General features: G+C 68.2%; 28 protein-coding genes. 9 read left to right on the forward strand and 19 right to left on the reverse strand.

What is annotated here, in order from left to right; genetic code table 11:
- Nucleotides 1–103 precede the first annotated feature (103 nt).
- Complete coding sequence (locus ACSBP4_RS11420; RefSeq protein WP_435552268.1) at nucleotides 104–1,069, reverse strand: MBL fold metallo-hydrolase; 966 nt, start codon at nucleotides 1,067–1,069, stop codon at nucleotides 104–106.
- Nucleotides 1,070–1,338: 269 nt separating this feature from the next.
- On the opposite strand from ACSBP4_RS11420, the gene ACSBP4_RS11425 reads away from it, so the two are divergent.
- Nucleotides 1,339–2,079 (forward strand): NAD(P)H-binding protein, encoded by a 741-nt coding sequence (locus ACSBP4_RS11425; RefSeq protein WP_049964771.1) that lies wholly within the window; start codon nucleotides 1,339–1,341, stop codon nucleotides 2,077–2,079.
- A 123-nt stretch (nucleotides 2,080–2,202) separates the two neighbouring features.
- Nucleotides 2,203–2,340 carry a hypothetical protein gene (locus tag ACSBP4_RS11430; RefSeq protein WP_006649445.1) on the forward strand — a complete coding sequence of 46 codons (138 nt, stop codon included), beginning with the start codon at nucleotides 2,203–2,205 and terminating at the stop codon, nucleotides 2,338–2,340.
- A gap of 1 nt (nucleotide 2,341) precedes the next feature.
- On the opposite strand, the gene ACSBP4_RS11435 is transcribed toward ACSBP4_RS11430, so the two are convergent.
- From ACSBP4_RS11435 to ACSBP4_RS11450, 4 genes are all read right to left on the reverse strand, one after another.
- Complete coding sequence (locus ACSBP4_RS11435) at nucleotides 2,342–2,590, reverse strand: DUF6684 family protein (RefSeq protein ID WP_049964770.1); 249 nt, start codon at nucleotides 2,588–2,590, stop codon at nucleotides 2,342–2,344.
- A 28-nt stretch (nucleotides 2,591–2,618) separates the two neighbouring features.
- Nucleotides 2,619–3,029, reverse strand: coding sequence for a DUF7541 family protein (locus ACSBP4_RS11440; RefSeq protein ID WP_049964769.1), 411 nt, complete (start codon nucleotides 3,027–3,029; stop codon nucleotides 2,619–2,621).
- A 174-nt stretch (nucleotides 3,030–3,203) separates the two neighbouring features.
- Nucleotides 3,204–3,341, reverse strand: coding sequence for a hypothetical protein (locus ACSBP4_RS11445; protein ID WP_006649447.1), 138 nt, complete (start codon nucleotides 3,339–3,341; stop codon nucleotides 3,204–3,206).
- A gap of 79 nt (nucleotides 3,342–3,420) precedes the next feature.
- Nucleotides 3,421–3,642, reverse strand: a complete 222-nt coding sequence (locus tag ACSBP4_RS11450) for a hypothetical protein (RefSeq protein ID WP_049905680.1) — start codon at nucleotides 3,640–3,642, stop codon at nucleotides 3,421–3,423.
- A 146-nt stretch (nucleotides 3,643–3,788) separates the two neighbouring features.
- On the opposite strand from ACSBP4_RS11450, the gene ACSBP4_RS11455 reads away from it, so the two are divergent.
- The 6 genes from ACSBP4_RS11455 to ACSBP4_RS11480 all read left to right on the forward strand — a co-directional run bounded on the left by ACSBP4_RS11455 (nucleotide 3,789) and on the right by ACSBP4_RS11480 (nucleotide 10,016).
- Entirely contained in the window at nucleotides 3,789–4,343 is a 555-nt protein-coding gene (locus ACSBP4_RS11455) for a GMP synthase subunit A (RefSeq protein WP_435552269.1), read from the forward strand.
- Nucleotides 4,344–4,500: 157 nt separating this feature from the next.
- On the forward strand, nucleotides 4,501–5,181 hold the full coding sequence (locus tag ACSBP4_RS11460; RefSeq protein ID WP_435552270.1) for a hypothetical protein: 681 nt from the start codon (nucleotides 4,501–4,503) through the stop codon (nucleotides 5,179–5,181).
- On the forward strand, nucleotides 5,178–6,488 hold the full coding sequence (locus tag ACSBP4_RS11465) for a hypothetical protein (protein ID WP_435552271.1): 1,311 nt from the start codon (nucleotides 5,178–5,180) through the stop codon (nucleotides 6,486–6,488). The genes ACSBP4_RS11460 and ACSBP4_RS11465 overlap by 4 nt, the downstream gene beginning before the upstream one ends.
- Nucleotides 6,489–6,661: 173 nt before the next feature.
- The gene (locus ACSBP4_RS11470) at nucleotides 6,662–7,168 is read left to right on the forward strand and encodes an LUD domain-containing protein (protein WP_435552272.1); all 507 of its coding nucleotides are present in this window, start codon (nucleotides 6,662–6,664) and stop codon (nucleotides 7,166–7,168) included.
- Nucleotide 7,169: 1 nt separating this feature from the next.
- The gene (locus ACSBP4_RS11475) at nucleotides 7,170–9,491 is read left to right on the forward strand and encodes an LUD domain-containing protein (RefSeq protein ID WP_435552273.1); all 2,322 of its coding nucleotides are present in this window, start codon (nucleotides 7,170–7,172) and stop codon (nucleotides 9,489–9,491) included.
- An 84-nt stretch (nucleotides 9,492–9,575) separates the two neighbouring features.
- Entirely contained in the window at nucleotides 9,576–10,016 is a 441-nt protein-coding gene (locus ACSBP4_RS11480; protein WP_435552274.1) for a hypothetical protein, read from the forward strand.
- A 39-nt stretch (nucleotides 10,017–10,055) separates the two neighbouring features.
- Here ACSBP4_RS11480 and ACSBP4_RS11485 read toward each other — a convergent pair whose 3' ends face one another.
- The 12 genes from ACSBP4_RS11485 to surE all read right to left on the reverse strand — a co-directional run bounded on the left by ACSBP4_RS11485 (nucleotide 10,056) and on the right by surE (nucleotide 19,949).
- The gene (locus ACSBP4_RS11485; protein WP_006181155.1) at nucleotides 10,056–10,310 is read right to left on the reverse strand and encodes a hypothetical protein; all 255 of its coding nucleotides are present in this window, start codon (nucleotides 10,308–10,310) and stop codon (nucleotides 10,056–10,058) included.
- The gene (locus ACSBP4_RS11490; RefSeq protein WP_015299147.1) at nucleotides 10,311–10,703 is read right to left on the reverse strand and encodes a prefoldin subunit beta; all 393 of its coding nucleotides are present in this window, start codon (nucleotides 10,701–10,703) and stop codon (nucleotides 10,311–10,313) included. It abuts the gene before it with no gap.
- 85 nt (nucleotides 10,704–10,788) lie between these two features.
- Nucleotides 10,789–11,337: a DUF2243 domain-containing protein gene (locus ACSBP4_RS11495; protein WP_006649457.1), complete on the reverse strand. Its 549-nt coding sequence runs from the start codon at nucleotides 11,335–11,337 to the stop codon at nucleotides 10,789–10,791.
- 60 nt (nucleotides 11,338–11,397) lie between these two features.
- Complete coding sequence (locus ACSBP4_RS11500) at nucleotides 11,398–11,664, reverse strand: KEOPS complex subunit Pcc1 (protein ID WP_435552275.1); 267 nt, start codon at nucleotides 11,662–11,664, stop codon at nucleotides 11,398–11,400.
- Between the two features lies 1 nt (nucleotide 11,665).
- On the reverse strand, nucleotides 11,666–11,800 hold the full coding sequence (locus ACSBP4_RS11505) for a DNA-directed RNA polymerase subunit P (protein WP_006181151.1): 135 nt from the start codon (nucleotides 11,798–11,800) through the stop codon (nucleotides 11,666–11,668).
- An 18-nt stretch (nucleotides 11,801–11,818) separates the two neighbouring features.
- Nucleotides 11,819–12,085, reverse strand: coding sequence for a hypothetical protein (locus ACSBP4_RS11510; RefSeq protein WP_006181150.1), 267 nt, complete (start codon nucleotides 12,083–12,085; stop codon nucleotides 11,819–11,821).
- Between the two features lie 75 nt (nucleotides 12,086–12,160).
- A complete protein-coding gene (locus ACSBP4_RS11515; RefSeq protein ID WP_006181149.1) occupies nucleotides 12,161–12,367 on the reverse strand; it encodes a hypothetical protein in 207 nt (68 codons plus the stop codon).
- Nucleotides 12,368–12,504: 137 nt separating this feature from the next.
- Nucleotides 12,505–13,260 carry a DUF2103 domain-containing protein gene (locus ACSBP4_RS11520; RefSeq protein WP_049964761.1) on the reverse strand — a complete coding sequence of 252 codons (756 nt, stop codon included), beginning with the start codon at nucleotides 13,258–13,260 and terminating at the stop codon, nucleotides 12,505–12,507.
- An 81-nt stretch (nucleotides 13,261–13,341) separates the two neighbouring features.
- Complete coding sequence (locus ACSBP4_RS11525) at nucleotides 13,342–14,913, reverse strand: Ig-like domain-containing protein (protein ID WP_435552276.1); 1,572 nt, start codon at nucleotides 14,911–14,913, stop codon at nucleotides 13,342–13,344.
- Between the two features lie 2 nt (nucleotides 14,914–14,915).
- Nucleotides 14,916–17,201 (reverse strand): type II secretion system F family protein, encoded by a 2,286-nt coding sequence (locus tag ACSBP4_RS11530; RefSeq protein ID WP_435552277.1) that lies wholly within the window; start codon nucleotides 17,199–17,201, stop codon nucleotides 14,916–14,918.
- Between the two features lie 3 nt (nucleotides 17,202–17,204).
- Entirely contained in the window at nucleotides 17,205–19,028 is a 1,824-nt protein-coding gene (locus tag ACSBP4_RS11535) for a type II/IV secretion system ATPase subunit (protein WP_435552278.1), read from the reverse strand.
- An 81-nt stretch (nucleotides 19,029–19,109) separates the two neighbouring features.
- Nucleotides 19,110–19,949: a 5'/3'-nucleotidase SurE gene (gene surE, locus ACSBP4_RS11540; RefSeq protein WP_435552279.1), complete on the reverse strand. Its 840-nt coding sequence runs from the start codon at nucleotides 19,947–19,949 to the stop codon at nucleotides 19,110–19,112.
- Between the two features lie 153 nt (nucleotides 19,950–20,102).
- On the opposite strand from surE, the gene ACSBP4_RS11545 reads away from it, so the two are divergent.
- Nucleotides 20,103–20,624, forward strand: a complete 522-nt coding sequence (locus tag ACSBP4_RS11545; RefSeq protein WP_435552280.1) for a hypothetical protein — start codon at nucleotides 20,103–20,105, stop codon at nucleotides 20,622–20,624.
- A gap of 15 nt (nucleotides 20,625–20,639) precedes the next feature.
- Here the strand turns inward: ACSBP4_RS11545 and ACSBP4_RS11550 are convergent, their stop codons facing one another.
- Both ACSBP4_RS11550 and ACSBP4_RS11555 read right to left on the reverse strand, forming a co-directional pair.
- The gene (locus ACSBP4_RS11550) at nucleotides 20,640–20,966 is read right to left on the reverse strand and encodes a hypothetical protein (protein WP_435552281.1); all 327 of its coding nucleotides are present in this window, start codon (nucleotides 20,964–20,966) and stop codon (nucleotides 20,640–20,642) included.
- 84 nt (nucleotides 20,967–21,050) lie between these two features.
- On the reverse strand, nucleotides 21,051–21,347 hold the full coding sequence (locus tag ACSBP4_RS11555) for a hypothetical protein (RefSeq protein ID WP_435552282.1): 297 nt from the start codon (nucleotides 21,345–21,347) through the stop codon (nucleotides 21,051–21,053).
- Between the last annotated feature and the right edge of the window lie 3 nt (nucleotides 21,348–21,350).

Below are 21,350 nucleotides of genomic sequence, written 5' to 3' on the forward strand. Positions count from 1 at the left end.
TACTACGGTACCGACAATACTTCGGTTCAGACGCTCTCGAGCGGCTCTTGAGAACAGTGAATACGTGTGGTGTTTGTGACTTCGGACGCCGTCAGTCAGCGGCTCAAACGATCCGTTCCGTGGTGTTCGGTTCCCGCTCGAGGCGATACGTGCCGCCATCGGCCGTGACGAAGCCCTCGTGGCGGAGGTGATCGAGGTGGGCGTAGGCCTCGCCGGGACCGTGGACGATGTGGATTCCCTCGAGGTCGCCGAACAGGTGGGCACTGATCGTCCAGGCATCGGCCGGCCCGTGGTCGGCCAGCAACTCGACGATCGTTGCCGCCCGCTCGCGGTGATGCTCGAGGATCGTCTCGGCGCGGGCAGTCGGGTCGTCGATGGGGTCGCGGTGGCCGGGCCAGGCCCGGTCGTAGTCGCGGTCGGCGAGTCGTTCCAGCGTGTCGACGTACTTTGCGAGGGGGCGCTCGACCCGGACGTCCGCGCCGCCGACGTTCGGGGTGTACACCGGTAGCAAGGCGTCGCCGACGAACGCCTCGTCCCCGCCGTCGATCTCGAAACAGCACAGGCCCGCCGCGTGGCCCGGCGCGTGGATCGTCTCGAGGCGGTGGCCGCCGACCTCGAGGACCTCGCCGTCCTCGATGGGCGTCGGCTCGGCCGGCGGCCCCTCGATCTCGGCTGACTCGAAGAAGGTACGCAGTTCCCGCCGGGCGTCCTCGGGGACGCCCCACTCCTCGAGCAGTTCGCGACGGTGGTCCTCGACGGCCGCGACGGCGTCTTCCGCCCCGGCGACGAGCGGAGCGTCGGCCTCGTGGACGTAGACGGTGGCCCCGCTTTCGGCCTGAATCTCGCCGGCCAGTCCGGCGTGGTCGGCGTGGAAGTGTGTGAGGACGATGTCGTCGATGTCGGCGATCTCGTAGCCGCGGTCGGCCAGCCCGTCGCGGAGGTCCGTTCGGACCGGATCGACCGCGATCCCCGTATCGACGAGCGCGAGTTCGCTCGCGGCGTCGTCGGCGAGAACGTAGGCGTTGTTCCGACCCTCGAACTCGTCGTTGCCGAGCGAAATTCGATCCATGTCGGCTACCCACATGTCCCCAGTTAATAATTGGCGCGGTAACGGATCGGGGGACCGCGACGGCGAGACGACCGGCCGGCTGACTCGAGCCGGAATCGGGATTCGGTCCGGCCGACCATCCCGACTACGAAGTTCGTGACCTGTCCTCACCGGCGAACGACGCGCTCGGTTCCGGTCGTGGCATCGCCCGGCGTCTCGCACTCGGCGGAGACTGTCATGCCCACCGACCGCTGCTGAGCGTTTTCCGTGTCGGTCCAGTAACTGACCCGATGACCGACTCACGCCCACTCGACCGCGTCCTCGTCGCCGGTGCCAGCGGGGCCACCGGCGAGGAACTGCTATCCGTCCTCCGACCGACCGATCTCACGGTCCGCGCGACGACGCGCTCCTACGGGAACGTCGACACGCTCGAGCGCCACGGGGCCGACGAGGTGGTCGTCGCCGACTTCTTCGACTCGGGCGACGCCGTCGCGGCCGTCGAGGACTGTGACCTCGTCTGCTGTGCGCTCGGCTCGCCGCCGTGTCTGCGTCACCTGACCGGCGGCAAACTCGTCGACCGGACCGGCGCGATCAATCTCACGACCGCGGCCGTCGCCGAGGGCGTCTCGTACGTCGTCCTCGAGAGCGCCATCGGCGTGGGTGACTCGAAGGCGGGGCTGTCGCTCCCGGCGCGGCTCGCACTCCGGGGTGTACGACGAGCCAAGCGGGACGCCGAAGCAGCGCTACGACGCTCCGGACTGGGGTACACGATCGTGCGTCCGGGACGACTCACGGACGATCCGCCAAGCGGCGACGTCGTCGTCGGCCAGGGCGGGGACTCCGTCACCGGCTCGATCCCCCGGGCGGACGTCGCACGGATCATGGCGGCCGCACCGTTTACCCCCGACGCACGGAACCGGACGTTCGAGATCGTCAGCCGCGACGGACTCTCGGGAACACCACACCACCGCGTCGACGTCGACTGGGCCGACGACATCCTCACGGCCCGACACGGTCACCGACACGCCTGATCCCCGTCGAGCCCGAACGGCGGCGTTCGCAGCAGATCCACCGCCCCCGACGCCGGCTCGTTGCATCGCCCCGGTCCGGCCCGGGAAACGCTCTTTTGGGGCCGCGGTGTAGCCGCCGTGAGGATGCCTCCGAACGAGATCGACGACGGGACCGCTCGGGACGCTCGCGGCCGACTCGCGGAGAAGGAGCTGTTTCTCCTTTTGCTGGTCGGCATCGCCGTCCTGATGGCGATCACCGGGTTCGTGTTGGTGATCAACTGAGTCAGGTGTCGCTCGTGTCGTGGCGGGTCCGATCGTCGGTTTCGATCACCCGCGCGGCCAGATAGGTCGCGACCGCGAGCATCCCCATCGTCGCGAACAGGATCGAAAACTGGAGCGCCGACTGGAGCGGATCGAACCCCCACGGGTTGAAGACGGCAAAGACGCCGACGAAAAACGCCATGATCAGGAACGGCAGCAGGTTGACCGCGAGGTCGAGCGTGACTTCGGCGTCGAAGGCGCGTCTGCTCATTGTCTTGGTCCTTGAGTGGGTTGTGTGGTTATCGGTCTGGACGTTCGTCCGCCGGTCGCCGCGTCAACAGCAGCCCCGCACCGCCGATCGTCACGAATCCGGCGACGACCATCGCCGCGCCGCGACTCGCGAGCCCGGAGAGTGGCTCGAGGGGTGTGATCGGCACCGTTCCGGTTCCGTGGGCGGCAAGTACCGCGCCGACGGCCACGAACGCCGCGCCCGTTTTGGCCGCGAACGGAAGCGGCCGAGCGACGTAGCCGGCATCGGCCAGGATCCCGGCGATGCTGGCGGCGAACACGACGAGACCGGCGACGGCGACGGGACCGAGGCCGACGACGATGCCGACCTCGGAGCCGGCGAGGCCGAGGGCCACGAGGACCGGCCATGGCCTCGTCCTGTCGGCCCGCTCGGGCTTGACGCGCTGCGTGTGGTCGCTCACAGGCGACCGTCCACGTCGAGGGAGTAGTATCTGGCCCTACCCCTCAGCGACCGTGACTGTCGTGAGAACGGATCCGAGAGGACTCGAGCGACTGTCCGGAACTCGTTCGTCGCCGCGAGTGGCACAAGAGTGCCTGCGGTGGGACGGTACCGACTGACATCGAGGGCCGGTCGCCTACAGCGCCGAGAAGACGAGCCACGGGACGATGAACATGGCCAGCGTCAGTACTGCGAGGATCAGCGCGTACCCGAGGCCGGTTCCTGCCACGGTAAGCCACGACGGATGATCGAATTGGCCGAGATCGACTGCCATACCGTTGGCATCCGGTGACGAACGCATAAACGTACCGGAACGCGCAACTCGAGCGGTGCGGTTCCGCCGCGGGATCGGCTCAGCGGTAGACGTTTTGATACCGTTCGCGGTACTCTCGGAGGGCGAGTCGGGCCCTGCGCCGGGAGGTAAAGCCGAAGCCGACCGCCGCGCAGTGGTCGGCATCGCACTCCCAGCGGAAGGTGTCGGAGTCGGGATCTCTCCGAACCGAGACGTCCGTCTCGCAGCGGGGACAGGTCCAGCCCCATCGCACGTCGCCTGCGTGTGTTCGCCGTCGGCTCATGCTGTCTTCGAAACACGTGGTGGCGGCGTTCGGAAACGCGTTCACCTCCACCCGTGGCCGCTTTATAAGATCCAGTCTGTCGGCGCGAGGACTCGCGAGAGCGCGTTCCGGACCGCTTTTATCGGGCCGTCCGCTACGGACACCCAATGACGAAGATCGTCGTGGTGGACAACCACGGACAGTTCACCCACCTCGAGGGCCGGGCGCTTCGCGACCTCGGCGTCGACACGGAAATCGTAGACAACGACACGCCTCCCGAGGACGTCGACGCCGACGGCGTCGTCCTCTCGGGCGGTCCGGACATGGACCGGGTCGGGAAGTCCGCTGACTACCTCGAGGCGGACGTGCCGGTACTCGGCATCTGTCTGGGGATGCAACTGATCGCCGCGGAACTGGGCGGCAGCGTCGGAAGCGGGGAGTACGGCGGCTACGCGGACGTGACCGTCGACATCGTCGACGACGACGACCCGCTGACGGGCTCGCTACACCCCGAGACCCGCGTCTGGGCGAGCCACGCCGACGAGGTCACGGAACTGCCCGAAGGGTTCGAGCTGACCGGCCAAAGCGACGTCTGTGACGTCGAGGCGATGAGCGACACCGACCGCGACCTCTACGGCGTCCAGTGGCACCCGGAGGTCGCCCACACCGAGGAGGGCGAGGAGATCTTCGAGAACTTTCTGGCGATCTGCGAGTCGCGGTAGGCGTCGTCGGCCCTGCTCGAGCGCCGCCCGTCGGGCTGGATCGCAGCGCTTGCGAAGACCGCTGTAAACGTCGCCAGCCGACCGACCGGCTTCGAACGGCATCTCACCGTCTCGTAAAGGGGAAAATTTATGATATCTATATGAGTTATTTCACGCGATGGGCGTCCGGAGCCGACGCGATCTCCTCTGTGCGACGACCGCGCTGCTCGCGAGCAGTGCCGGCTGTACGACCGAATCGGAAGTGGCGCAGTTCCTCGAGGATCGGAGCCCAACGTGTGAGACGAACTGCGAGGACCGCGACCCCGAAACGACGGTCGTCCGAGGACCGACACGACCGGTCGAATTCGACAAGACGAATGGGGTGGGCTACTGGTCCGCCGATCTAAGTATCCTCTCGTCCCAGCCGGCACGGTATCTCGTCTGGGGCGAGCAGTTCGTCGACGACCTCACGTTCGCCGACGACGGTGCCGGCGACGACGTGGCGGCATTCCTTCGGGAGACGGCCTACGACGAAGCGTCAGTCGCCATAGTGCAGTTGGAGATCGGGACTTGTCGCCGCGTGGAACCGCGTGCCGTCTCGTGGAGCGACGACCGCCTTACCATATCCCTCTGTCTCCCGCTCTACAAGTATGACGTCGACTGTGACGCCGACGGGAAGGAGTGGGTTGCGGCGCTCGTCCGCGTGCCGGACACGTTGAATCCGATCGATATCGGTGACCAGTTCGACGTGACCGTTCCGGACGACTGCGGCTCGTTGGCCGACGCAGCCGAGGAGTCGAACGATACCGACGGGACGACCCCCGGCAACGAAACGGCCGCGGAGGGCGGCGAGACATGACGTTCGGCAGCGATCGATCCAGTATCGTCACGTCACGACGCGCGCTTCTCGGGACGGTGGGATCCCTCGCGGTCTCGCTCGCCGGCTGTAGCGTGCTCCCCGGATTCTCCGCCTCGCTCGACGGCGACCGCCTCGCCGCGCTCGTCGACGATACCGCCCGCCCGACCGTCAGTCACGGGCTTGGCCTGTCGGTGACCGACGAGTACCGCCGGGCCAGCGCGCGACGAGTCGAGATGTTACTCGAGCCGATCCCGGAACCGGTCGGTGCCGAAACGGTTCCCAACGGGGTGATCCGACGGCGGCTCGAGTCCGCGCGAGAAACCGCACGTGAACACGCCGAAGCGGTAGCCGACGAACCGACGATCGGGGCTCGTCTCGAGCGCCTTCGGCTGGCCCGACGGAGCGCTGCCGACGCGGCCGGCATCTGGGCAGCGATCGATGAGGGACGCACCCGATCGGAGATCCTCGAGGCGACGGACGCACAACGAACGAGCCTCGAGTCGTTCGACGAGGAGCGGGTGTTTCTCGTCGGTTCGGACCCGATCGCGGCGGTATGGACCCACGCCGATGTCGCTTCGCTGCTTGATACTGCGGCCGACGAACTGGCGTCGGTATCGGACGTCGACGAGCCGGCTCCGTCGCTCGCTGTCGGCGCGATGGCCGCTCGTCTTGAGGCCAGCCGTGCGGCATTCGAGGACGCGTCACATGTCTACGAGACGCTCGTCGACTCGCTCGAGGACGCCGAGCGAGCGGCGCTTTCCGAGGCTGCGGCGTCGCTCGCCGATCGTCGGTCTGACAGACGGGAGGTGTTGCCCGACCCGGTGTCGGCCGACCCCCACGAGTACGTCGACCGGGATATCGAACCGGAATCGACATCCGCAACGGTACTGGAGTTCGCATTATACGAGAGCCGAAACGTGGGGGATGGCACCCCCATCGGGGAACCGGCCCGTTACGTCCGGGACGCCGCCCGAAATCTCGTCGCTATCGAGGGGTTCGAGCGCCTCCGGTCGCGGATCGAAACGGGAGACCCGATCGTGATCGAGACGGTCGACGACGTGGCCGACCGGCGAAACGACGCGATCACCGCGATCGAATCGCTGCTCGAGGCAGGAGCGCTCGAGCGCTGGGTAGCGTCGAACCTGTGTGAGCGACTCGAGCGTGCCGATCAGCTCCTGCGGGAAGCCACCGGGCAGTCGGTCGAGTTGAACGCCGTTCGGACGCCGGTTGCCCTGTACTGCCTGACGGCCGGCATGGCCCGCGCGACACCCGACATCGTCGCTGTCCTCCGTGAGGTCCTCTCGTAACGCTCGAGGGCGCGATTGAGGACGGGGAGAAACCGCGAGTCGAGTTGGCCTGCCAGGCGATCGGGAGCATCCGCCGTCGATCCAACCGAGACGCTATCCCGTTGGGTGGTGGTCGCCGGCGGGTGTCGGCCCGACCGTCACGCTCTTGCCGGTCCGCCCGAACATGAGAGACGATGACAGTCGACACTGTCGGCCGATTCGAACGCGCGCTCGAGGGACTCGAGGTGGGCCTCGAGCGCGTGTCGGCCGCCGACGCGAGCGAGCGGATCGAACGGATCGTCGAAGTGCCGGCAGTCGGCGCGTCACTGCCGTTCGAGGGCGTCTCGCTCCCCGCGAGCGTGACGACCGAGCCGACGGCGGGAGAACTCGAGGCGGCCCGGACCGGCGTCACTCCGGTCGGGTTCGCCGTCGCGGAGTACGGCACCGTCGCGGTCGAGTCGACGGCCGACGGGGCGGAGCCGATCAGCCTCTACCCGGACCGCCACGTCGCCGTCGTCGCCGAGAGCGACGTCGTCCCCGATCTGAGTGCTGGCTTCGAGCGGCTGGCCGAGGGCTTCGACGCGGGCCGGGACAGCGTCGTCTTCGCGACCGGCCGGAGCGCGACCGCCGACATGGGCGACCTCGTCCACGGGGTCCACGGCCCCGGCGATGTCGACGTGATCGTCCTGGAGGACCGATAAGATGGCACAACGATCGCGCGCCGGGACGGCCGATCGCATCCGCCACCTGCTCGAGACCGAGGGCGAAGCTATCCACGCACAGGCCAGTCACTCGAACGAGCGCCGCAATGTGACCTACGAGGCGACCGACGACATCGAGGAACTGCGAACCGAGGCCAGGGCGATCAAGGAAGACGCCATCGATCGGCTGCCGGACCTGATCGAGACGGTCCGCGAGGCCGTCGAGGCGAACGGCGGCACGGTCTACGTCGCCGACGACGCCGCGGACGCGAACGCCTACGTGGCCGACGTGGTCGAGAACCGGACCGAGGAGAACGGGGTGGCCGGGGAGACCGACACGCCGTCGGTCGTCAAATCGAAGTCAATGACGACCGAGGAGATCGACCTCAACGACGCGCTCGCGGCCGAGGGGATCGACGTCACGGAGACCGACCTCGGCGAGTGGGTTCTCCAAGTCGCGGACGATACGCCCTCCCACATCGTCGGCCCGGCGATGCACATCTCCCGCGCGGAGATCGCCGAACTGTTCAACGAGCGATTCGACCCCGACGAGCCGTTCGAGACCGCCGAAGAACTCACGCGGTTCGCCCGGGACCACCTCGGCGAGATCATTACCGACGCCGATGTCGGGATCACCGGCGCGAACTTCGTTGTCGCCGACAGCGGGACGATCACCCTCGTGACCAACGAGGGCAACGCCCGCAAGTGTGCGGTCACGCCCGACACCCACGTCGCGGTCGCCGGCGTCGAGAAACTGATCCCGACGCTGTCGGACCTCGAGCCGTTCGTCGACATCATCGCCAAGAGCGCGACCGGCCAGCCGATCTCCCAGTACGTGACGATGCTGTCGCCGCCGACGGACTCGCCGACGCTCGATTTCGACTCGCCGGACGAGCCGATTACGGGCGGCGACGCGGCGGACGACACGGGCGCGCCCGACGGAACCGGCGACCCGGACCGCGACTTCCACCTCGTCCTGCTGGACAACGGCCGCACGGACATGCGCGAGGACGACCAGCTCCGGGAGACGCTGTACTGCATTCGCTGCGGGGCCTGCTCGAACTCGTGTGCCAACTTCCAGTCCGTCGGCGGCCACGGCTTCGGCGGGGAGACCTACTCGGGCGGGATCGCCACCGGCTGGGAGGCCGGCGTCCACGGGCAGGACTCCGCGGCCGAGTTCAACGACCTCTGTACCGGCTGTACGAACTGCGTCGACGCCTGCCCGGTGAAGATCGACATCCCGTGGATCAACACCGTCGTCCGGGACCGCGTGAACCGCAGCAGCGAGCCCGAGTCCTACGACTTCCTCGTCGACGGCCTCACCCCCGACGCGGAGTCGGGCGGGCTCGATCCCGGCAAGCGCTTCTTCGGCAACATCGGTACCGTCGCGAAGGCCGCCAGCGCGACCGCACCCGTCTCGAACTGGCTCGCCGACGCCGGTCCCGTCCGCGCGGCCCTCGAGCGAACCCTCGGGATCGACCGCCGGCGCGACCTGCCGACCTTCCGGCGGGAGTCGCTCGTCGACTGGTTCGAGGACCGAGGTGGCGAAGCCGCCTCGAGCCGACGGGCGGACCAAGCCGCCGCTCGGAGCGGCAGGACCGACCTCGAGCGCGAGGTCGTCCTCTACCCCGACGTCTACACGAACTACGTCGATGTCGAGCGCGGGAAGGCCGCGGTCGAAACCCTCGAGGCGCTGGGGGTCCCGGTCCGCGTGCCGGACCTACCCGAGAGCGGGCGCGCTGCCCTCTCCCAGGGGATGATCGCGACGGCGGACGAGCAGGCCAGCCGGCTCTACGCCGCCGTGGCCGAGGACCTCGATGCCGGTCGGGACGTGGTCGTCGTCGAGCCGTCGGATCTGGCGGCCATGCACCGCGAGTACGAACGCCTGCTCCCCGAGACTTCCTTCGAGCGGCTCCGCGAGAACAGCTACGAGATCTGCGAGTACGTCTACGGCCTGCTCGAGAACGGCGCGGATCCCTCGGCGCTGTCGACCGGCGACGGGGCCGAGCCGATCGCCTACCACTCCCACTGCCAGCAGCGGACCCTCGCCCTCGAGGCACCCACCGTGGCCGTCCTCGAACAGTGCGGGTACGCGCCCACAACCTCCGACGCCGAGTGCTGCGGAATGGCCGGCTCCTTCGGCTACAAGCGGGAGTACTACGAACTCAGCGTGGACGTCGGCGAACGGCTGGCGACGCAGGTCGAGGACGCCGAGACCGTCGTCGCATCCGGCACGTCGTGTGGCGACCAGCTCGAGGCGCTGCTCGAGCGGTCGGTTCCGCATCCGATCGAGTTGCTCGCTCCCGACGGCCGGCGGACGTAGCGGGCGCTCGGCCTCGGTGACGACCGTGTCTCCGCTCGCGGTCGAGCCTCCAGTATTACGTAGTTCCGGCGACGCCGTACCGGTATGCAGTCGCGTTCCATTCGCGATCACGTCCGGCCGACCGACGGCGACTACCCGGGCGGAATCTACCGCGTCGTCGGGACGGGCGACGCCGGGACCCTGCTCCGGGTCGGCGACGCCGACGGCCGGCGGGTCAACACCGGCGAAATCGTCACCGTCGAGGACAGCGATCTCGAGGCGTTCGAACCGGCCGAAAACCCCGACGGGAACCGGCCGCTCGGGGCGACCGTCGCCTCGAGCCTCGAGATGGTGTACTGGCGGCTCAGAGCCTTCGAACAGCAACTGGTGGCACATCCGATCCCCGCCACTCTCGTAGCGGCACTCGTTGCGGTCGGGTACGTCGGTGACTCCATCGGTCCCCTCCCGGAGTCCGTCGCGAGCGTGGTGCTGTTGGTCGGTGCCGTCGGACTCGCGTTCGTCGGCGGCGGCTATCTGGACCGATGAGTCGAGAGAAGGGGCGATCCCGACCGCCGAACCGGGCCGCTACGCTTCGAACAGGTCGTCGACGGCCTGTCGCGCGGTGAGCGCGGCGTCGTCGGCGACCTGCTCGGGGTCGGGTTCGTCCTCGCCCTCCGGCGCGTTGAGGTAGACGTCGACTTCCAAGACGCCGTCCTCGAAGACGACGGTGACGTCGTAATCGCGCACGTCGGACTGTTTGTACTGTGAAAAGATGACGCCCTCCGCGGCGTCGGCGGCCGTCCGAACGACGGTCTCGTCGGACGGCTCGTCAGGTGACATTTACGCGCCGCCAGCGCCCGGGCCGCCGGGGCCGGCCGGTCCGCCGCCCATGCCGCCGAGCATGTCCTCGAGTTCCTCCTGCAGGCTCTCGAACTGGTCCTGGACGCGCTCTTCTTGCTTCTCTAAGGTCTCGAGGCGGATCTCGAGCGAGTCGACCTTCTCGTCGAGGTCCTCCTCGGCCTGCTCGTAGTCGGTCTCGACGAGGAGTTCGCCGACGTTTCGGTACATCGTCGTCCCTTCGTCGATGTTCTCGAGTTCGTCGAGGGCGTTCTTGGCTTCGGTGAGGTTCGATTCGGCTTCCTGCTTCTGGACGGCGACTTCCTGTGCCGTCTCCTGCAGGTCCTGGAGCTGCTCGATTTTCTCCTGGGCTTCAGGAGGCAGATTTCCTTGCATGTCTCGACCGTCGCCCTCCGGACTGATAAAGACCAGCTTTGTCTTCCGGTCCGATCGCAACCGGTCGACGCCCGCCCGAGCCGCGTTACTCAGGGCCACGCCCGTCGGCTGCGACGGCGTCGTCGCCGGCCGTCGGCGCGGCCACACTGTCGGTTCGGATCACGAGGTAGCCGCCACCCAGAAAGAGTAGCCCCCACAGCAGGAAGAGCATGTCCCACAGCAAGAGTGGGCCGGGGCCGGCGGGCCAGACGTGGTGGAGTCCGAGTAGCTGGTGGTCGACGAGCCCCTCGACGAGGTTGAACACGCCCCAGCCCATGATCGATGCACCGAGCAGCGTTCGTCCGGACCCGGGTACCGACGGCAGCCGCCACGCGCGAAACAGGAGGACCACGCCCATGATCGTGAAGGTGTAGGTCGCGAGGTGGAAGATCCCGTCGGCCATCACGTTGAGTTCCAGATCAGTCGCGACGCTCGCGTCCGGATACGACGAGAGCATGTTGTGGATCTGGAGGATCTGGTGAAAGACGATGCCGTCGAAAAACCCGCCCAGCCCGATGCCGAGTGCGAGCCCGGCGATCACCAGCGGCTTGGCGGCGGCGTCGAGCCCGAGCCACGTTCCGTTCCGGTCGGCCATAGGGCGGGTTCGGTGACGGGAACGAAGACCCCGTTGCCTGCCGGTACAGGGGACGTAGAGCTATCGGGACTCGAGTGCCGTCTCGCCGACGTCGGCTGTCCGTTCCGCGACGTCGATCAGCGAGAACCAGGTGTTCAACGCCGCACGAAGGGCGATGACGTCGTCCGCGTTGATCTCGACGAGAACGCGCGAGTCCGTCCGTTCGAGGGTCGTCCGCGAGCGGTCGTCGTCGATCTCGCCGATCTCGCGGGCGACCGATTCGGCGACGAGCGCGGCCCGCGACGGCCGGTCGTAGTCGAACTCGAGGGTCGCCTCGTGGGCGGCCACGTTACTGAACGTCGACTTCCTTGACGTCGCGGCTGCGTTCCTTCAGGAGGACGCGGTGGCCGCAGTAAGGACAGCGGACGCCGCCGTACTCGTCGAGTTGGACGTCGCGTTTACAGCGGGAGCATTTGTAACTCATACTGAGTACCGAAGGGAGTTATTCGTCGTCGTCCTCTGCGAGGGCAGCGCGGATCGAGCGCTGGGCGGTGCGGCCGGCGGGGGTCTCGGGGCGGTAGGCACCGCCGGTAAAGACCTTGCCGGTCTCTTCGTTCTTCCAGATACCGGTCCCGACGCGGGTGACGTCGTCGCCGTCGACCTCGGCGTTTTCCATGTCGTCTTCGATCTCGCTGACGCGGCGTCGCGCGACGCGACCGTAGCGGGCACCGAAGCGGCCGGCGCTACCGACGCTTCCTTTCTTGGCCATAGTGACCGTCACTATCGGCAGCGGATTCTTAAACCTGTTGAGTCGCACCGATCCCTGCACTCCCCGTGTCGGCGATCACGAGCCGCCGACCCGTTCGGCGACCGGCCACGCGAGCAGTTCCAGAAAGACGACGGCGAGCGCGGCGAGGTAGCCGGCCACGGCAAGCGGTGCAGTGACCAGCCCCGTCCCGACGGTCGGGGCCGCAAGTAGCGTCCGAATCCCGAGGCCGCTGACTGCCAGCAGGGGGATCAGCGTCAGTACCGCGTCCGGTCGCTCGAGCATGCTAATTATATCTAATTACGACCGCCCCATTAAGACTCCGACAACCAGCAGGAACTGACTCCTCCATCGATTCGGTACAATACTTGCCTCGAGAGAGTCACGGCCGGACGACCGGCGGCGGAGTCGGTCCGTCGCGGTCACTGAAACTCCGCGTCCGAGAGGACGTCGTTCAAGTCCTCGCGGATGCGCTCGCCCATCTCGCGGTCGCGGGCGGTCGTGACGACGCGGTTCTCCTGGACGCTCGAACCGTCTCGGAGCAGCATGCGAACGTTGCCGCCGTCGTCGGCGCGGGTCACCTTCGCGCGCATGCCGGACTGGGAGCCCTTGCCGCCGGCGTCGATGGGACCGGGAATCACCTTCTTGACGTGTGGATGGCCGGCGACGGTCTGGATGGCGCTCATCCCCGTTCGGCCCCCGATCAGCGTCGAGTGGCTGCCGCCGATCTTCTCGGCCGGCGGGGTCTCGACGACGTCGAGCGCGCGATTGCCCCGGCGCTCGAGGACCGCCTGCACGGGATCGTCGTCGTCGACCCGGTAGAACGGGTGGTGGACGTCTTCGCGGACGGCGCGGATCACCGCCCGCGTCCCGCCGGCGTAGACCTCCTCGGGGCGCTTGCGACGGATCTCGTCGCCGATCAGCCCCGCGAAGTTCCGGAGTTCGATCGGCTCGTTCTCGCCGTCTTCCGGCGTCGTCGTGATCGTCGTCTCCCCGAGGACCAGTTCCTCGGGGTCGGTTGCGTCCGGATCGCGCTCGTCGGGCTCGCCGGCGAGCATCGTAATCGTCGCCCTGTCGCGTGCCGCCTCGAGGACGATCGCTTCCGTGTTCGCCTCCCGGCAGACCAGACAGAAGTCCCCGGGTTTCTCGAGGGGCGATGCGCAGTGACGACACTCCATACTCGCCGTTGAGGGGACGGACCTAAAACAGACTTGCGTTCGAACGGGCACGGTGGCGGTCGCCCGTTGCCGCGGCTGGCGTCAGCCGCTGACGATCCGCTCGTCACTCGCGACGTTGCCGGCCCCGTCGGTGACGGTCGCGACGATCCGGTAGCTTCTGCGGCGGTCGGTCCCGCGTGCCGTTAGTCTCGCGCTCGCGGTGTCGGCGTCGCCGCGCAGGCTTCGTTCGACCCGGTCGATGAGCGTTCCGGTGTCAGGATCCCGCAGTTCGAACGTGGCCCCTGCGAGGTCCCCGTTGACGTCGGTCGCGTTGAGCGTGACGTCGTAGCGGTCGTTCCCGCCGGTATTCGCGACTACGTCGGTGATCGTCGCACTGGGCGCGACGGACGACGCGTCGCCGTTGCCGCGGTCCATCACCCGAACGTCGAAGGGCACGGTCCGTGCGGATCCGTCGCCGAACCGCAGGGTCGCCTCGACGTCGCGGGTCCCGTCCACGTCGGCCGGGGCCTCGTAGACGAACGTCGCCCGACCCTCGGCGTCGGTGACCGGCTCGACCGGCCGAACCGTTCCGTCACCGGCGAGGCTGCCGGTTACCGTCACGCCGCTGACGGGGTTGTCGAACCGGTCGCGGGCCTCGACAACCAGTCGCTGGCGGCCGCTTTCGGGGATCGCCGTCGCCGTCCCTTCGATGTCGGTGAGATACGCGGTCCCCTCGGGGCTCGCTCCGCTGCCGACCGCGACCGCCCCGAGCCGGAGTTCGTAGGTCGCACCTCCCTCGAGCGTCAGGGTCACCTGTCCGCAGGGCTCGGGCGGCGCTTGCTGACAGTCCACGCTCGTGACGTACCGGTCGTCATCGGAATCGCCCGCGGGATCGAGTTCGGCCGCGAGGAGGTCCCGCCACTCGTCCTCGGAGAGCCGGCTCGGCAGCGTCAGCGTGATCGGCTCGCCTCGGTCGCTGACCGTCACCGTCCGGGCCGGTGCGCTGGTCGGCTCGATGTCGACCGAAACGTCGTCCGCCCGCGAGACCGACCGCTCGCCCTCGAGCGCGACGAGATCGAGCCGGCGACCGTCGACGAGGTCCTGCTCGGACCGCGTAACGGCTCGCTCGTCGAACCGGTCGTAGCGGACCCACGGCTCCACGACGGTCGTCGGTGCGCCCCCGTACTCGTTGTAGTCGGGGACGTACTCGAGCGCGCGAGTGTCGAACGTCCGCGGCGTGCCGTTCCAGTAGTCGCCGGTCTCGCCGGCCGCCGCGGCGTTGTCGATCGCGACGGTCCCGGCGTCGGTCGTCCGCACGGTCCCGGACGCCGGCGGCGGGTTGACGAAGAACAGCCGCGGCGGATAACGGAGTCCGGCCCCGATCGCGACTGTCTCCCCGTTGCCGGACGCGGCCACCCGATCGACGGCTCCGTCGACCTCGCCCAGATCGCTCCGGACCCGGTCGTTGTGCTGGAACTCGAGGTTCTCGTTCAGTGCGGGGATCGCCGTCGTCTGGAGGAGCGCGAGCAAGGCGAGCGCGAGCGCGAACATCAGGATCGCGCCGATGACCGGCGAGACGGCCCGATCGGCATCTGAGCCCGATCCGGGGCCGCCGAACCGCCCGATCGGTCGCGAGTCGGTGCCGTGCCGGTCGTCGGAGTGAGGTCCCATCATGGTTACACCAGGAGGTAGAACGCGACGACGGTGAGGACGACCAGTCCCAGCCCATACTTGAGGCCGCTGACGACGTCGTTGTCGGCTAATTTCCCCGCGATGAGTCCGCTCCCGAACCCCTGAATGAGCGCCGAGTGGAGGAAGAGGGCCTCGTAGGCATCGACGGGAATGTCACCCAGCGAAACCGGACTCTCCGCCGTGGCCGCCGTCGCGTCCGACTCGGCGGCCAACTCCGCGATCGGCGTCAGGTAGCTCGCGCTGACCATGACGATCACCAGCAGGTAGACCAGAAACCCGATCACGACGATCGCCACGTAGGAACCGACCTCGCGACGGCGCTCCCGGGCGATCTTCGCCTGTGCCCGGGTGTTTTTCGCCGCGATCTCGAGCAGGCCGTGGAGGTCGCCGCTCGAGCGGCTTCCCTCGGCGACCAGCGTCATCGTCCGGGTAAGCTGGGGGACGTTCAGCCGGTCGGCGAAGGAAAGCAGGGCACCGGTCAGGTCGTGGTTCCACGCGACGTCGTTGCGGACACGACGGAGTTCGACCGCGAGCGTCCCGCTGGCCCACCGCGTGACCAGTTCGAAGGCGTCGACGACGTCGACCCCCATCTGGTTCGCGCTGGCGAGGATGCCCAACACGTCGGGGAACCGCTCGGTGATCGTCTCGGTCCGCCGGCGTTCGCGTTCGTGAAGGACTGCAAGCGGTGCGGTCGCGGTCACCAGCGGCGCGACGGCCAGCCCGACGGTCGACTGCAGCGGGGCCGCGAGGACCCCGGCGACGGTCGGTTCGGCCATCCCGGACCGGATCGCGAGGCCGGCGACGGCGAGACCCGCGGGCACCGTCACCGCCAGCGAGAGCCGCGGCTGGCGTCGGATCGCCCGGAACGGGTCCGACAGGAACGCCCGGACGCCGGTATCGCGCTTGGCCCGTTCGTAGGCCGCGAACCGCGGGTCATCGGCGACGTCCTCGGGATCGATCGTCCGGTCGTCCGCATCCGCGAGCGCGGCTGTCGGCACCTCGAACGGCCGCGAGAGCAGGTCGACCAGCAGTAAGAAGCCGACCATCGCCAGCGGGAAGCCGACGTAGACGAGGACGGCTATCGCGCCGACCGTCTCCGCGCCGAGGAAGCTCACGACCATCAGGACGACGATCAGAAACAGCGGCGCGGCGACGAACGCGACGACGAACACCTCGCTGAGCATCCCCAGCGTCTCGATGAACGACGATTGGGCCTCGAGTGCGTCGTCGATGGCTTCCTCGGATTCCGCCTCGAGGAACGTCTCGAGATCGCCGCCGGACTCGATGACGCCCAGCAGGTCGTCGAGGAACCGGCGGAACTCGTCGCTGGGGGTCAACGTCCGGACGTTGTCGAGCGCCCCCAACAGGTCGTTGCCGAACAGGTCGATCTCGCGGACGACGAGGTCGAACTCGTTTGCCACCTCGCCGTAGACCGCCTCGCTGTCGCCCAGTCGGCGACAGACTTCGATGACGTTCATCCCGCCGCTGGTCAGCGCGTACATGAACGTGATCGCGTACGGGAGGTTCAACGCGATGCTGCGGCGTCGCGCCGCGACGACGGTGCGCGGGTAGTAGTAGTTCCGACCGATCCAGACGGCGCTTGCGGCGACGGTCGAACAGACGACCGGCACTACCAGCCCCGCCACGAGCAGCGGGGCCGTCAGGAAGACACCGCGAGTGATACCGGCGAGGCCGAACACCGGCCCCAGTACGTCGGCCAGCGTCCCGGTAAGCGCCAACCCGAGGAGCCCGAGGAACGCGACGACCCCCGCGCCGATCGCCGCGATCGCGGCAAGTCCGACGCTGTCGGTCAGATACGTGTCGTAGGTGGCCCGGATCCGGGCCTGCTTGAGCCGCCGTTGTAGCCCGCGATATCGCTCCGGCCGCGTCTTGAAGAACGCTCGGACCCGCCCGTAGGCCTCGCGCAACTCGAGTCGCTCCTCCGCGCCGAGCTGGCGCTCCTCGAGGAGGGGTTGGCTGAGCGCCTCCTCCGGTTCCGGCTCGGCCTCGCGGCGGTCGCCTCGCCCGTCTCCCTCGAGCGCGTCGAACAACGCGGCCGCCTCCGACTCGTCGCGTTCCGCATCGCCGTCGTCGCCGGTGGTCCGATCACCGTCCCCCGCTTCGAGCGGGTCCGGGCCATCGTCGAATGCGTCCTCGAGGACGGCCGCCGCCGTTTCCTCGTCGACGGCCGGCTCGCGAAAAGCGGGGTCGTCGGCCGCGGGTGCGGAATCGCGGTCGGGAGCGTCTTCGGTTCGGTCGCGGTCGGTCACGGCTCAGTCGTCGGCCTCCGTTACCGCGATGGTCTCGGGGTCGAGATCGCCGGCGCGGACCTCCTCCAGAACGTACTCCGGGTCCCGGATGAACCCCTGAATCACGCGGGCGACGCGCTCGTAGTCGGTGATCTCCTCGTCGAGGAGGTACTCGAGGACGGCCTCCCGACGCTCGAGTTCGCGCTCGATGCGGCCGTGGGACCAGCCCCGCTGGTCAGCGATCCGCTCGAGGACTCGCGAGTCGGCGCTCCGCTCGAACCCGTCGGATGCGGGCTCGTATCGGAACACCTCGTGGGGGTCGACCCCATCGCCATCGTCCTCGTGGTGGCCGAACTCGACGAGCCGACGGTTTCGCCTGACGCGTTTCCCCTCCTGTGTCGTCTGGCGCTGGATGGAGACGATGTCTAAGTTACCGATCATCCCCGTGGGGACGTTCAGTGGCTCGTTTTGCAAGCGGCTCAGCAGGCCGCGCACCGAGTCGGCGTGGAAGGTCGTGTAGGCCGTGTGGCCGGTGGCGATCGACTGGAAGAAGGTCAGGGCGACGTCGGTCTCGGTCCGGATCTCCCCGATGACGAGGTACTCCGGTCGCTGGCGCAGGGCGGCCTGCAGGAGGTCGAACATCGAGACGGAGCCGCGGCCGCCGGCGGTGACCCCCTCGCGGGTGACGCTTTGAATCCAGTTGTCGTGAGGCAGGGTCAGCTCCGGCGTGTCCTCGATCGAGACGACCTTGCTCTCGGGCGGGACGAACATCGAGACGGCGTTGAGACTCGTCGTCTTGCCCGAGCCGGTGCCGCCGGCGAACAGCACGGAGGCGTTGTTCTCGACGGCCAGCCAGAGGTAGGCCATCCCCTCGAGGCTGAAGGTGCCCCAGTTGACGAGATCGACCGGTGTGAAGGGCACTTCGGCGAACTTCCGGACGGTGAAGTTCGGCCCGCCGGTGGTCACCTCGCCGCCCAGCGTCAGCTGGACGCGGGAGCCGTCGGGCAGGGCGGCGTCGACGAGCGGATCGGCCACCGAGAGGTGTTTACCGGCCCGCTGGGCGAGCCGGACGACGTAGGCGCTCAGACGCTCGTCACTAAAGGAGAGGTTCGTCCGCAGGTCCCGGTAGCCGTGATGGTAGACGAAGACCGGCCGGTCCGCGCCGTCACAGGAGACGTCCTCGACGCCCCGGTCGCGCATGATCGGGTCGATCTTCCCGTAGCTCACGAAGTCCCGGCGCAGGTAGTACAGCAGCTGGTGGAGCGAGCCGTCGCCGACGGTAGCCGCGTGTTCGCGCATGACGCGAGGGACCTCCTCGTCGAAGGTTGCCGCCCGGTCGATCTCGCCGTCGAACTCCTTGTACAGCAGGTCGCTGCGCAGCGATCGGATGAGGTCCTCGCGGACGTACTCCTCGAACTCGTCCAAGTCGGGTTCGACGACGTGATACCGGTTGGTGTTGGTCGCCTCGTCGTAGAGGACCGTCACGTAGGCGTAGGGACGGTTCACCCAGTAGCGCTCGACCTCCTCGTAGTCCTCGAGATAGCCGAAATCGAAGAACTCCTCGTCGATGAACGCATCGGAGGGGCGCCCCGGAAACGCGTCCGCGGGCCGGTCGTCGAAGGACGCGCGAACGTCGTCGAGGACGGCCTCCCTGATCGCGTCCGCAGACCGGGAGTCGTCCGGGGCGATGGCCGAGGTCGGATCCGGGCCAGTCCCCGTCTCGAGCGCGTCGTCAGCGCCGGCGTCGCCATCGTCCTCGAGGCTCGAAGCCGGGCCGATGTCGCTGGGCGGGTTCGAGGGAACGCGGCTTGGGGTCCCGTCTCCTGTCGAATGGTTGCCGTCCGGCATCGATGAACTGCGTCTCCCTTGTGACCGAACCACCTAAACCGTCATGGTCGATGAAGGTCCGGCTGCCGCGACAGTCTCCAGCTACAGGATATCGGCGAGGACGTTCCGAACCGGATTCGTGTCGACGACCTCGTAGGGGACCCGTAGCGGCGAGACCGACACCTCGTTCTCGAGGACGGCGTGGCGGTCGGTATCCTCGCCGTCGGGGATGTCCCGGTTTGCCATCTGTTGCCAGAGGCGGTTGGTCAGCTGGAACCGGCCGTTCTCGAAGGCGGCATCCATCTCGTAGACCTCGGTCGGCCGGGTCAGCGCGTGACCGTTGGGCTCCCGATCGGGACGCGGGACGTTGACGTTCAGGTAATCCACGCGATCGAAGAGGCCGGTTCCGGGTGCGCCGGCCACGAGGTCGGCGGTGATCTTGCCCGCCCGCTCGAAGGCCGCCGGCTCGAGGTCGTCGTCGTAGCCCAGCGTGTCCAGCGAGACGGCGATCGACGGCGTCCCGAGGAACGCCGCCTCCATGGCGGCGCTGACGGTCCCCGACCGGGAGAAGACGTACGCGCCGAGGTTCGCCCCTTCGTTACAGCCCGAGACGACGATATCGGGATTCGGCTCGAGTCCTTTCGCACCGACGATAGCGCAGTCACAGGGGGTGCCGTCGACCGCGTAACCGAGTTCGTGATCGGTGTGGGGGACCGGCGCGGTAAAGGAGTCGGCCTCGAGGTCCAGATCGAGGTCGCCGCCGCTCGAGGAGTCCGTTCGGCCGTAGGACAGCGACCGGCCGACGGCGCTCCGGTTCCGGTCCGGCGCGACGACGGTCACCTCGCCGACCGCCGAGAGCGCGTCGTGAAGCGCCCGGATGCCGGGCGCGTCGATCCCGTCGTCGTTCGTCAGGAGGATGTGCGGGTCCGAGTCCAGTTCCATTGGCTGGTGGATTGGGGGCGAGCTACGTAGCTGTTCGGTTCAGCGAAGCCGATCCCCGCGGGGCGGCCGCGAGCGAACGAACAGGTTGTCGGCGGCTCGGGTCAGTGCCAAGGCGACACGACCGTTTATATTCCAACCGGACGTTCCGGCAATATGATCGGATTCGATTGGTCGACCCTCGCAGTCGCGGTGATCACGCAGGTCGATCCCGGGATCGACATCGACGTCGGGACGACCGACGGCCTCCTCGGGGGTGCGATCGGGGCCGCCCTGACGACGCTCGTCGTCGGCGCGATCCTCGTCGCGATCGCGCCCGACTACACGGAGCGGATGATGGACGACGTCCTCGAAGACCCGTTCGGGACCTTCCTCTACGGCATCGTGTCGCTGCTCGGGATCGGCCTGCTGATACTGGTCCTTCTCGTCACGATCGTCGGGATCGTCGTGGCGATTCCGCTGTTCCTGCTGGCGTATCTCGTCTGGGCGGTCGGCGGCGCGATCGCGTATCTCGCCATCGCCGATCGGCTGGTCGGGCGCAACGACGAGTGGCTCAAACGGCTGCTCGTCGCCGCGGCGATCAGCGGCGCGCTCGCGGTCACCGGCGTCGGTGGTCTCCTCGCGATCTGTATCGGTGCCGCCGGCTTCGGCGCGGTGCTTCGGAGCTACCTCGAGTGAGGCGTCGGCTCCCGCTCAGTGCAGGCGCGTCCACGCCCGCTCGAGGATGGGGCTCCCCGAGACGCCGATCGATCGGTACAGCCAGCCCTGCACGAGGATCGAGGCGAGGAGCCCGACCGACAGAATCGTCGGATACCACGCCGTCGGGAGGCCGTTCAGCCGCACCCACGACGCGCTGGCAACGCCGGCGACGAGGAACGCAATCGAACTGCCGAGGTGCACGCTCGCGGCCGGCCGGGCGCGCGATCGCTGGTCGTCGGTGAGGACGCGCTGATCGGCCAGTCCCAGCAGGCCCTGCACGACGTACAGCGCCGAGGTAAGCAGGGAGAACGGCTCGAACATACGAACGACTTCTCGTGACAGTCGGGTAACTGTTTCGCCGATCGGTACTGCCGCAGTTCGAACGCGACCGAAACGGGAGACTCGTCACCACGGTAGGTAGCGCCGGAGCCGATCGATCACCGACCGCTCGCGGCGGACCCGTAGCGTCGTGCCGTCGGCGTCGAAGGCGGCCTCGTTCGCGGAGATCCGTTCGCCGTCGGGCATCTCGAAGGACTGCTCGCCGGCCGGGACCGTCCCGCCGCTGCCCGCGCCGAACAGCGTCTTCGACCGGCCCGTCGGCTCCGGGACGGGCTCGCTGTACTCGATGACGTACACCGTGCGCCCGTCCTCCGTCGTCTTCTCCCAGTCGACGATCTCGCGGTCCTCGGTCGTACCGATCATACG

The organism is Natrinema sp. CGMCC1.2065, from assembly GCF_051225675.1.
GTDB lineage: Archaea > Halobacteriota > Halobacteria > Halobacteriales > Natrialbaceae > Natrinema > Natrinema thermotolerans.

What these genes read in the sequence shown, in the direction of transcription:
- ACSBP4_RS11520 (WP_049964761.1), bottom strand. Translation starts at nt 13,260, where the DNA reads ATGGAGTGTCGTCACTGCGCATCGCCCCTCGAGAAACCCGGGGACTTC.
- ACSBP4_RS11475 (WP_435552273.1), top strand. Translation starts at nt 7,170, where the DNA reads ATGGCACAACGATCGCGCGCCGGGACGGCCGATCGCATCCGCCACCTG.
- ACSBP4_RS11430 (WP_006649445.1), top strand. Translation starts at nt 2,203, where the DNA reads ATGCCTCCGAACGAGATCGACGACGGGACCGCTCGGGACGCTCGCGGC.
- ACSBP4_RS11515 (WP_006181149.1), bottom strand. Translation starts at nt 12,367, where the DNA reads ATGCTCGAGCGACCGGACGCGGTACTGACGCTGATCCCCCTGCTGGCA.
- ACSBP4_RS11420 (WP_435552268.1), bottom strand. Translation starts at nt 1,069, where the DNA reads ATGGATCGAATTTCGCTCGGCAACGACGAGTTCGAGGGTCGGAACAAC.
- ACSBP4_RS11435 (WP_049964770.1), bottom strand. Translation starts at nt 2,590, where the DNA reads ATGAGCAGACGCGCCTTCGACGCCGAAGTCACGCTCGACCTCGCGGTC.
- ACSBP4_RS11505 (WP_006181151.1), bottom strand. Translation starts at nt 11,800, where the DNA reads ATGAGTTACAAATGCTCCCGCTGTAAACGCGACGTCCAACTCGACGAG.
- ACSBP4_RS11510 (WP_006181150.1), bottom strand. Translation starts at nt 12,085, where the DNA reads ATGGCCAAGAAAGGAAGCGTCGGTAGCGCCGGCCGCTTCGGTGCCCGC.
- ACSBP4_RS11545 (WP_435552280.1), top strand. Translation starts at nt 20,103, where the DNA reads ATGATCGGATTCGATTGGTCGACCCTCGCAGTCGCGGTGATCACGCAG.
- ACSBP4_RS11465 (WP_435552271.1), top strand. Translation starts at nt 5,178, where the DNA reads ATGACGTTCGGCAGCGATCGATCCAGTATCGTCACGTCACGACGCGCG.
- ACSBP4_RS11450 (WP_049905680.1), bottom strand. Translation starts at nt 3,642, where the DNA reads ATGAGCCGACGGCGAACACACGCAGGCGACGTGCGATGGGGCTGGACC.
- ACSBP4_RS11535 (WP_435552278.1), bottom strand. Translation starts at nt 19,028, where the DNA reads ATGCCGGACGGCAACCATTCGACAGGAGACGGGACCCCAAGCCGCGTT.
- ACSBP4_RS11460 (WP_435552270.1), top strand. Translation starts at nt 4,501, where the DNA reads ATGGGCGTCCGGAGCCGACGCGATCTCCTCTGTGCGACGACCGCGCTG.
- ACSBP4_RS11495 (WP_006649457.1), bottom strand. Translation starts at nt 11,337, where the DNA reads ATGGCCGACCGGAACGGAACGTGGCTCGGGCTCGACGCCGCCGCCAAG.
- ACSBP4_RS11480 (WP_435552274.1), top strand. Translation starts at nt 9,576, where the DNA reads ATGCAGTCGCGTTCCATTCGCGATCACGTCCGGCCGACCGACGGCGAC.
- ACSBP4_RS11525 (WP_435552276.1), bottom strand. Translation starts at nt 14,913, where the DNA reads ATGATGGGACCTCACTCCGACGACCGGCACGGCACCGACTCGCGACCG.
- ACSBP4_RS11550 (WP_435552281.1), bottom strand. Translation starts at nt 20,966, where the DNA reads ATGTTCGAGCCGTTCTCCCTGCTTACCTCGGCGCTGTACGTCGTGCAG.
- ACSBP4_RS11425 (WP_049964771.1), top strand. Translation starts at nt 1,339, where the DNA reads ATGACCGACTCACGCCCACTCGACCGCGTCCTCGTCGCCGGTGCCAGC.
- ACSBP4_RS11445 (WP_006649447.1), bottom strand. Translation starts at nt 3,341, where the DNA reads ATGGCAGTCGATCTCGGCCAATTCGATCATCCGTCGTGGCTTACCGTG.
- surE (WP_435552279.1), bottom strand. Translation starts at nt 19,949, where the DNA reads ATGGAACTGGACTCGGACCCGCACATCCTCCTGACGAACGACGACGGG.
- ACSBP4_RS11485 (WP_006181155.1), bottom strand. Translation starts at nt 10,310, where the DNA reads ATGTCACCTGACGAGCCGTCCGACGAGACCGTCGTTCGGACGGCCGCC.
- ACSBP4_RS11455 (WP_435552269.1), top strand. Translation starts at nt 3,789, where the DNA reads ATGACGAAGATCGTCGTGGTGGACAACCACGGACAGTTCACCCACCTC.
- ACSBP4_RS11470 (WP_435552272.1), top strand. Translation starts at nt 6,662, where the DNA reads ATGACAGTCGACACTGTCGGCCGATTCGAACGCGCGCTCGAGGGACTC.
- ACSBP4_RS11490 (WP_015299147.1), bottom strand. Translation starts at nt 10,703, where the DNA reads ATGCAAGGAAATCTGCCTCCTGAAGCCCAGGAGAAAATCGAGCAGCTC.
- ACSBP4_RS11555 (WP_435552282.1), bottom strand. Translation starts at nt 21,347, where the DNA reads ATGATCGGTACGACCGAGGACCGCGAGATCGTCGACTGGGAGAAGACG.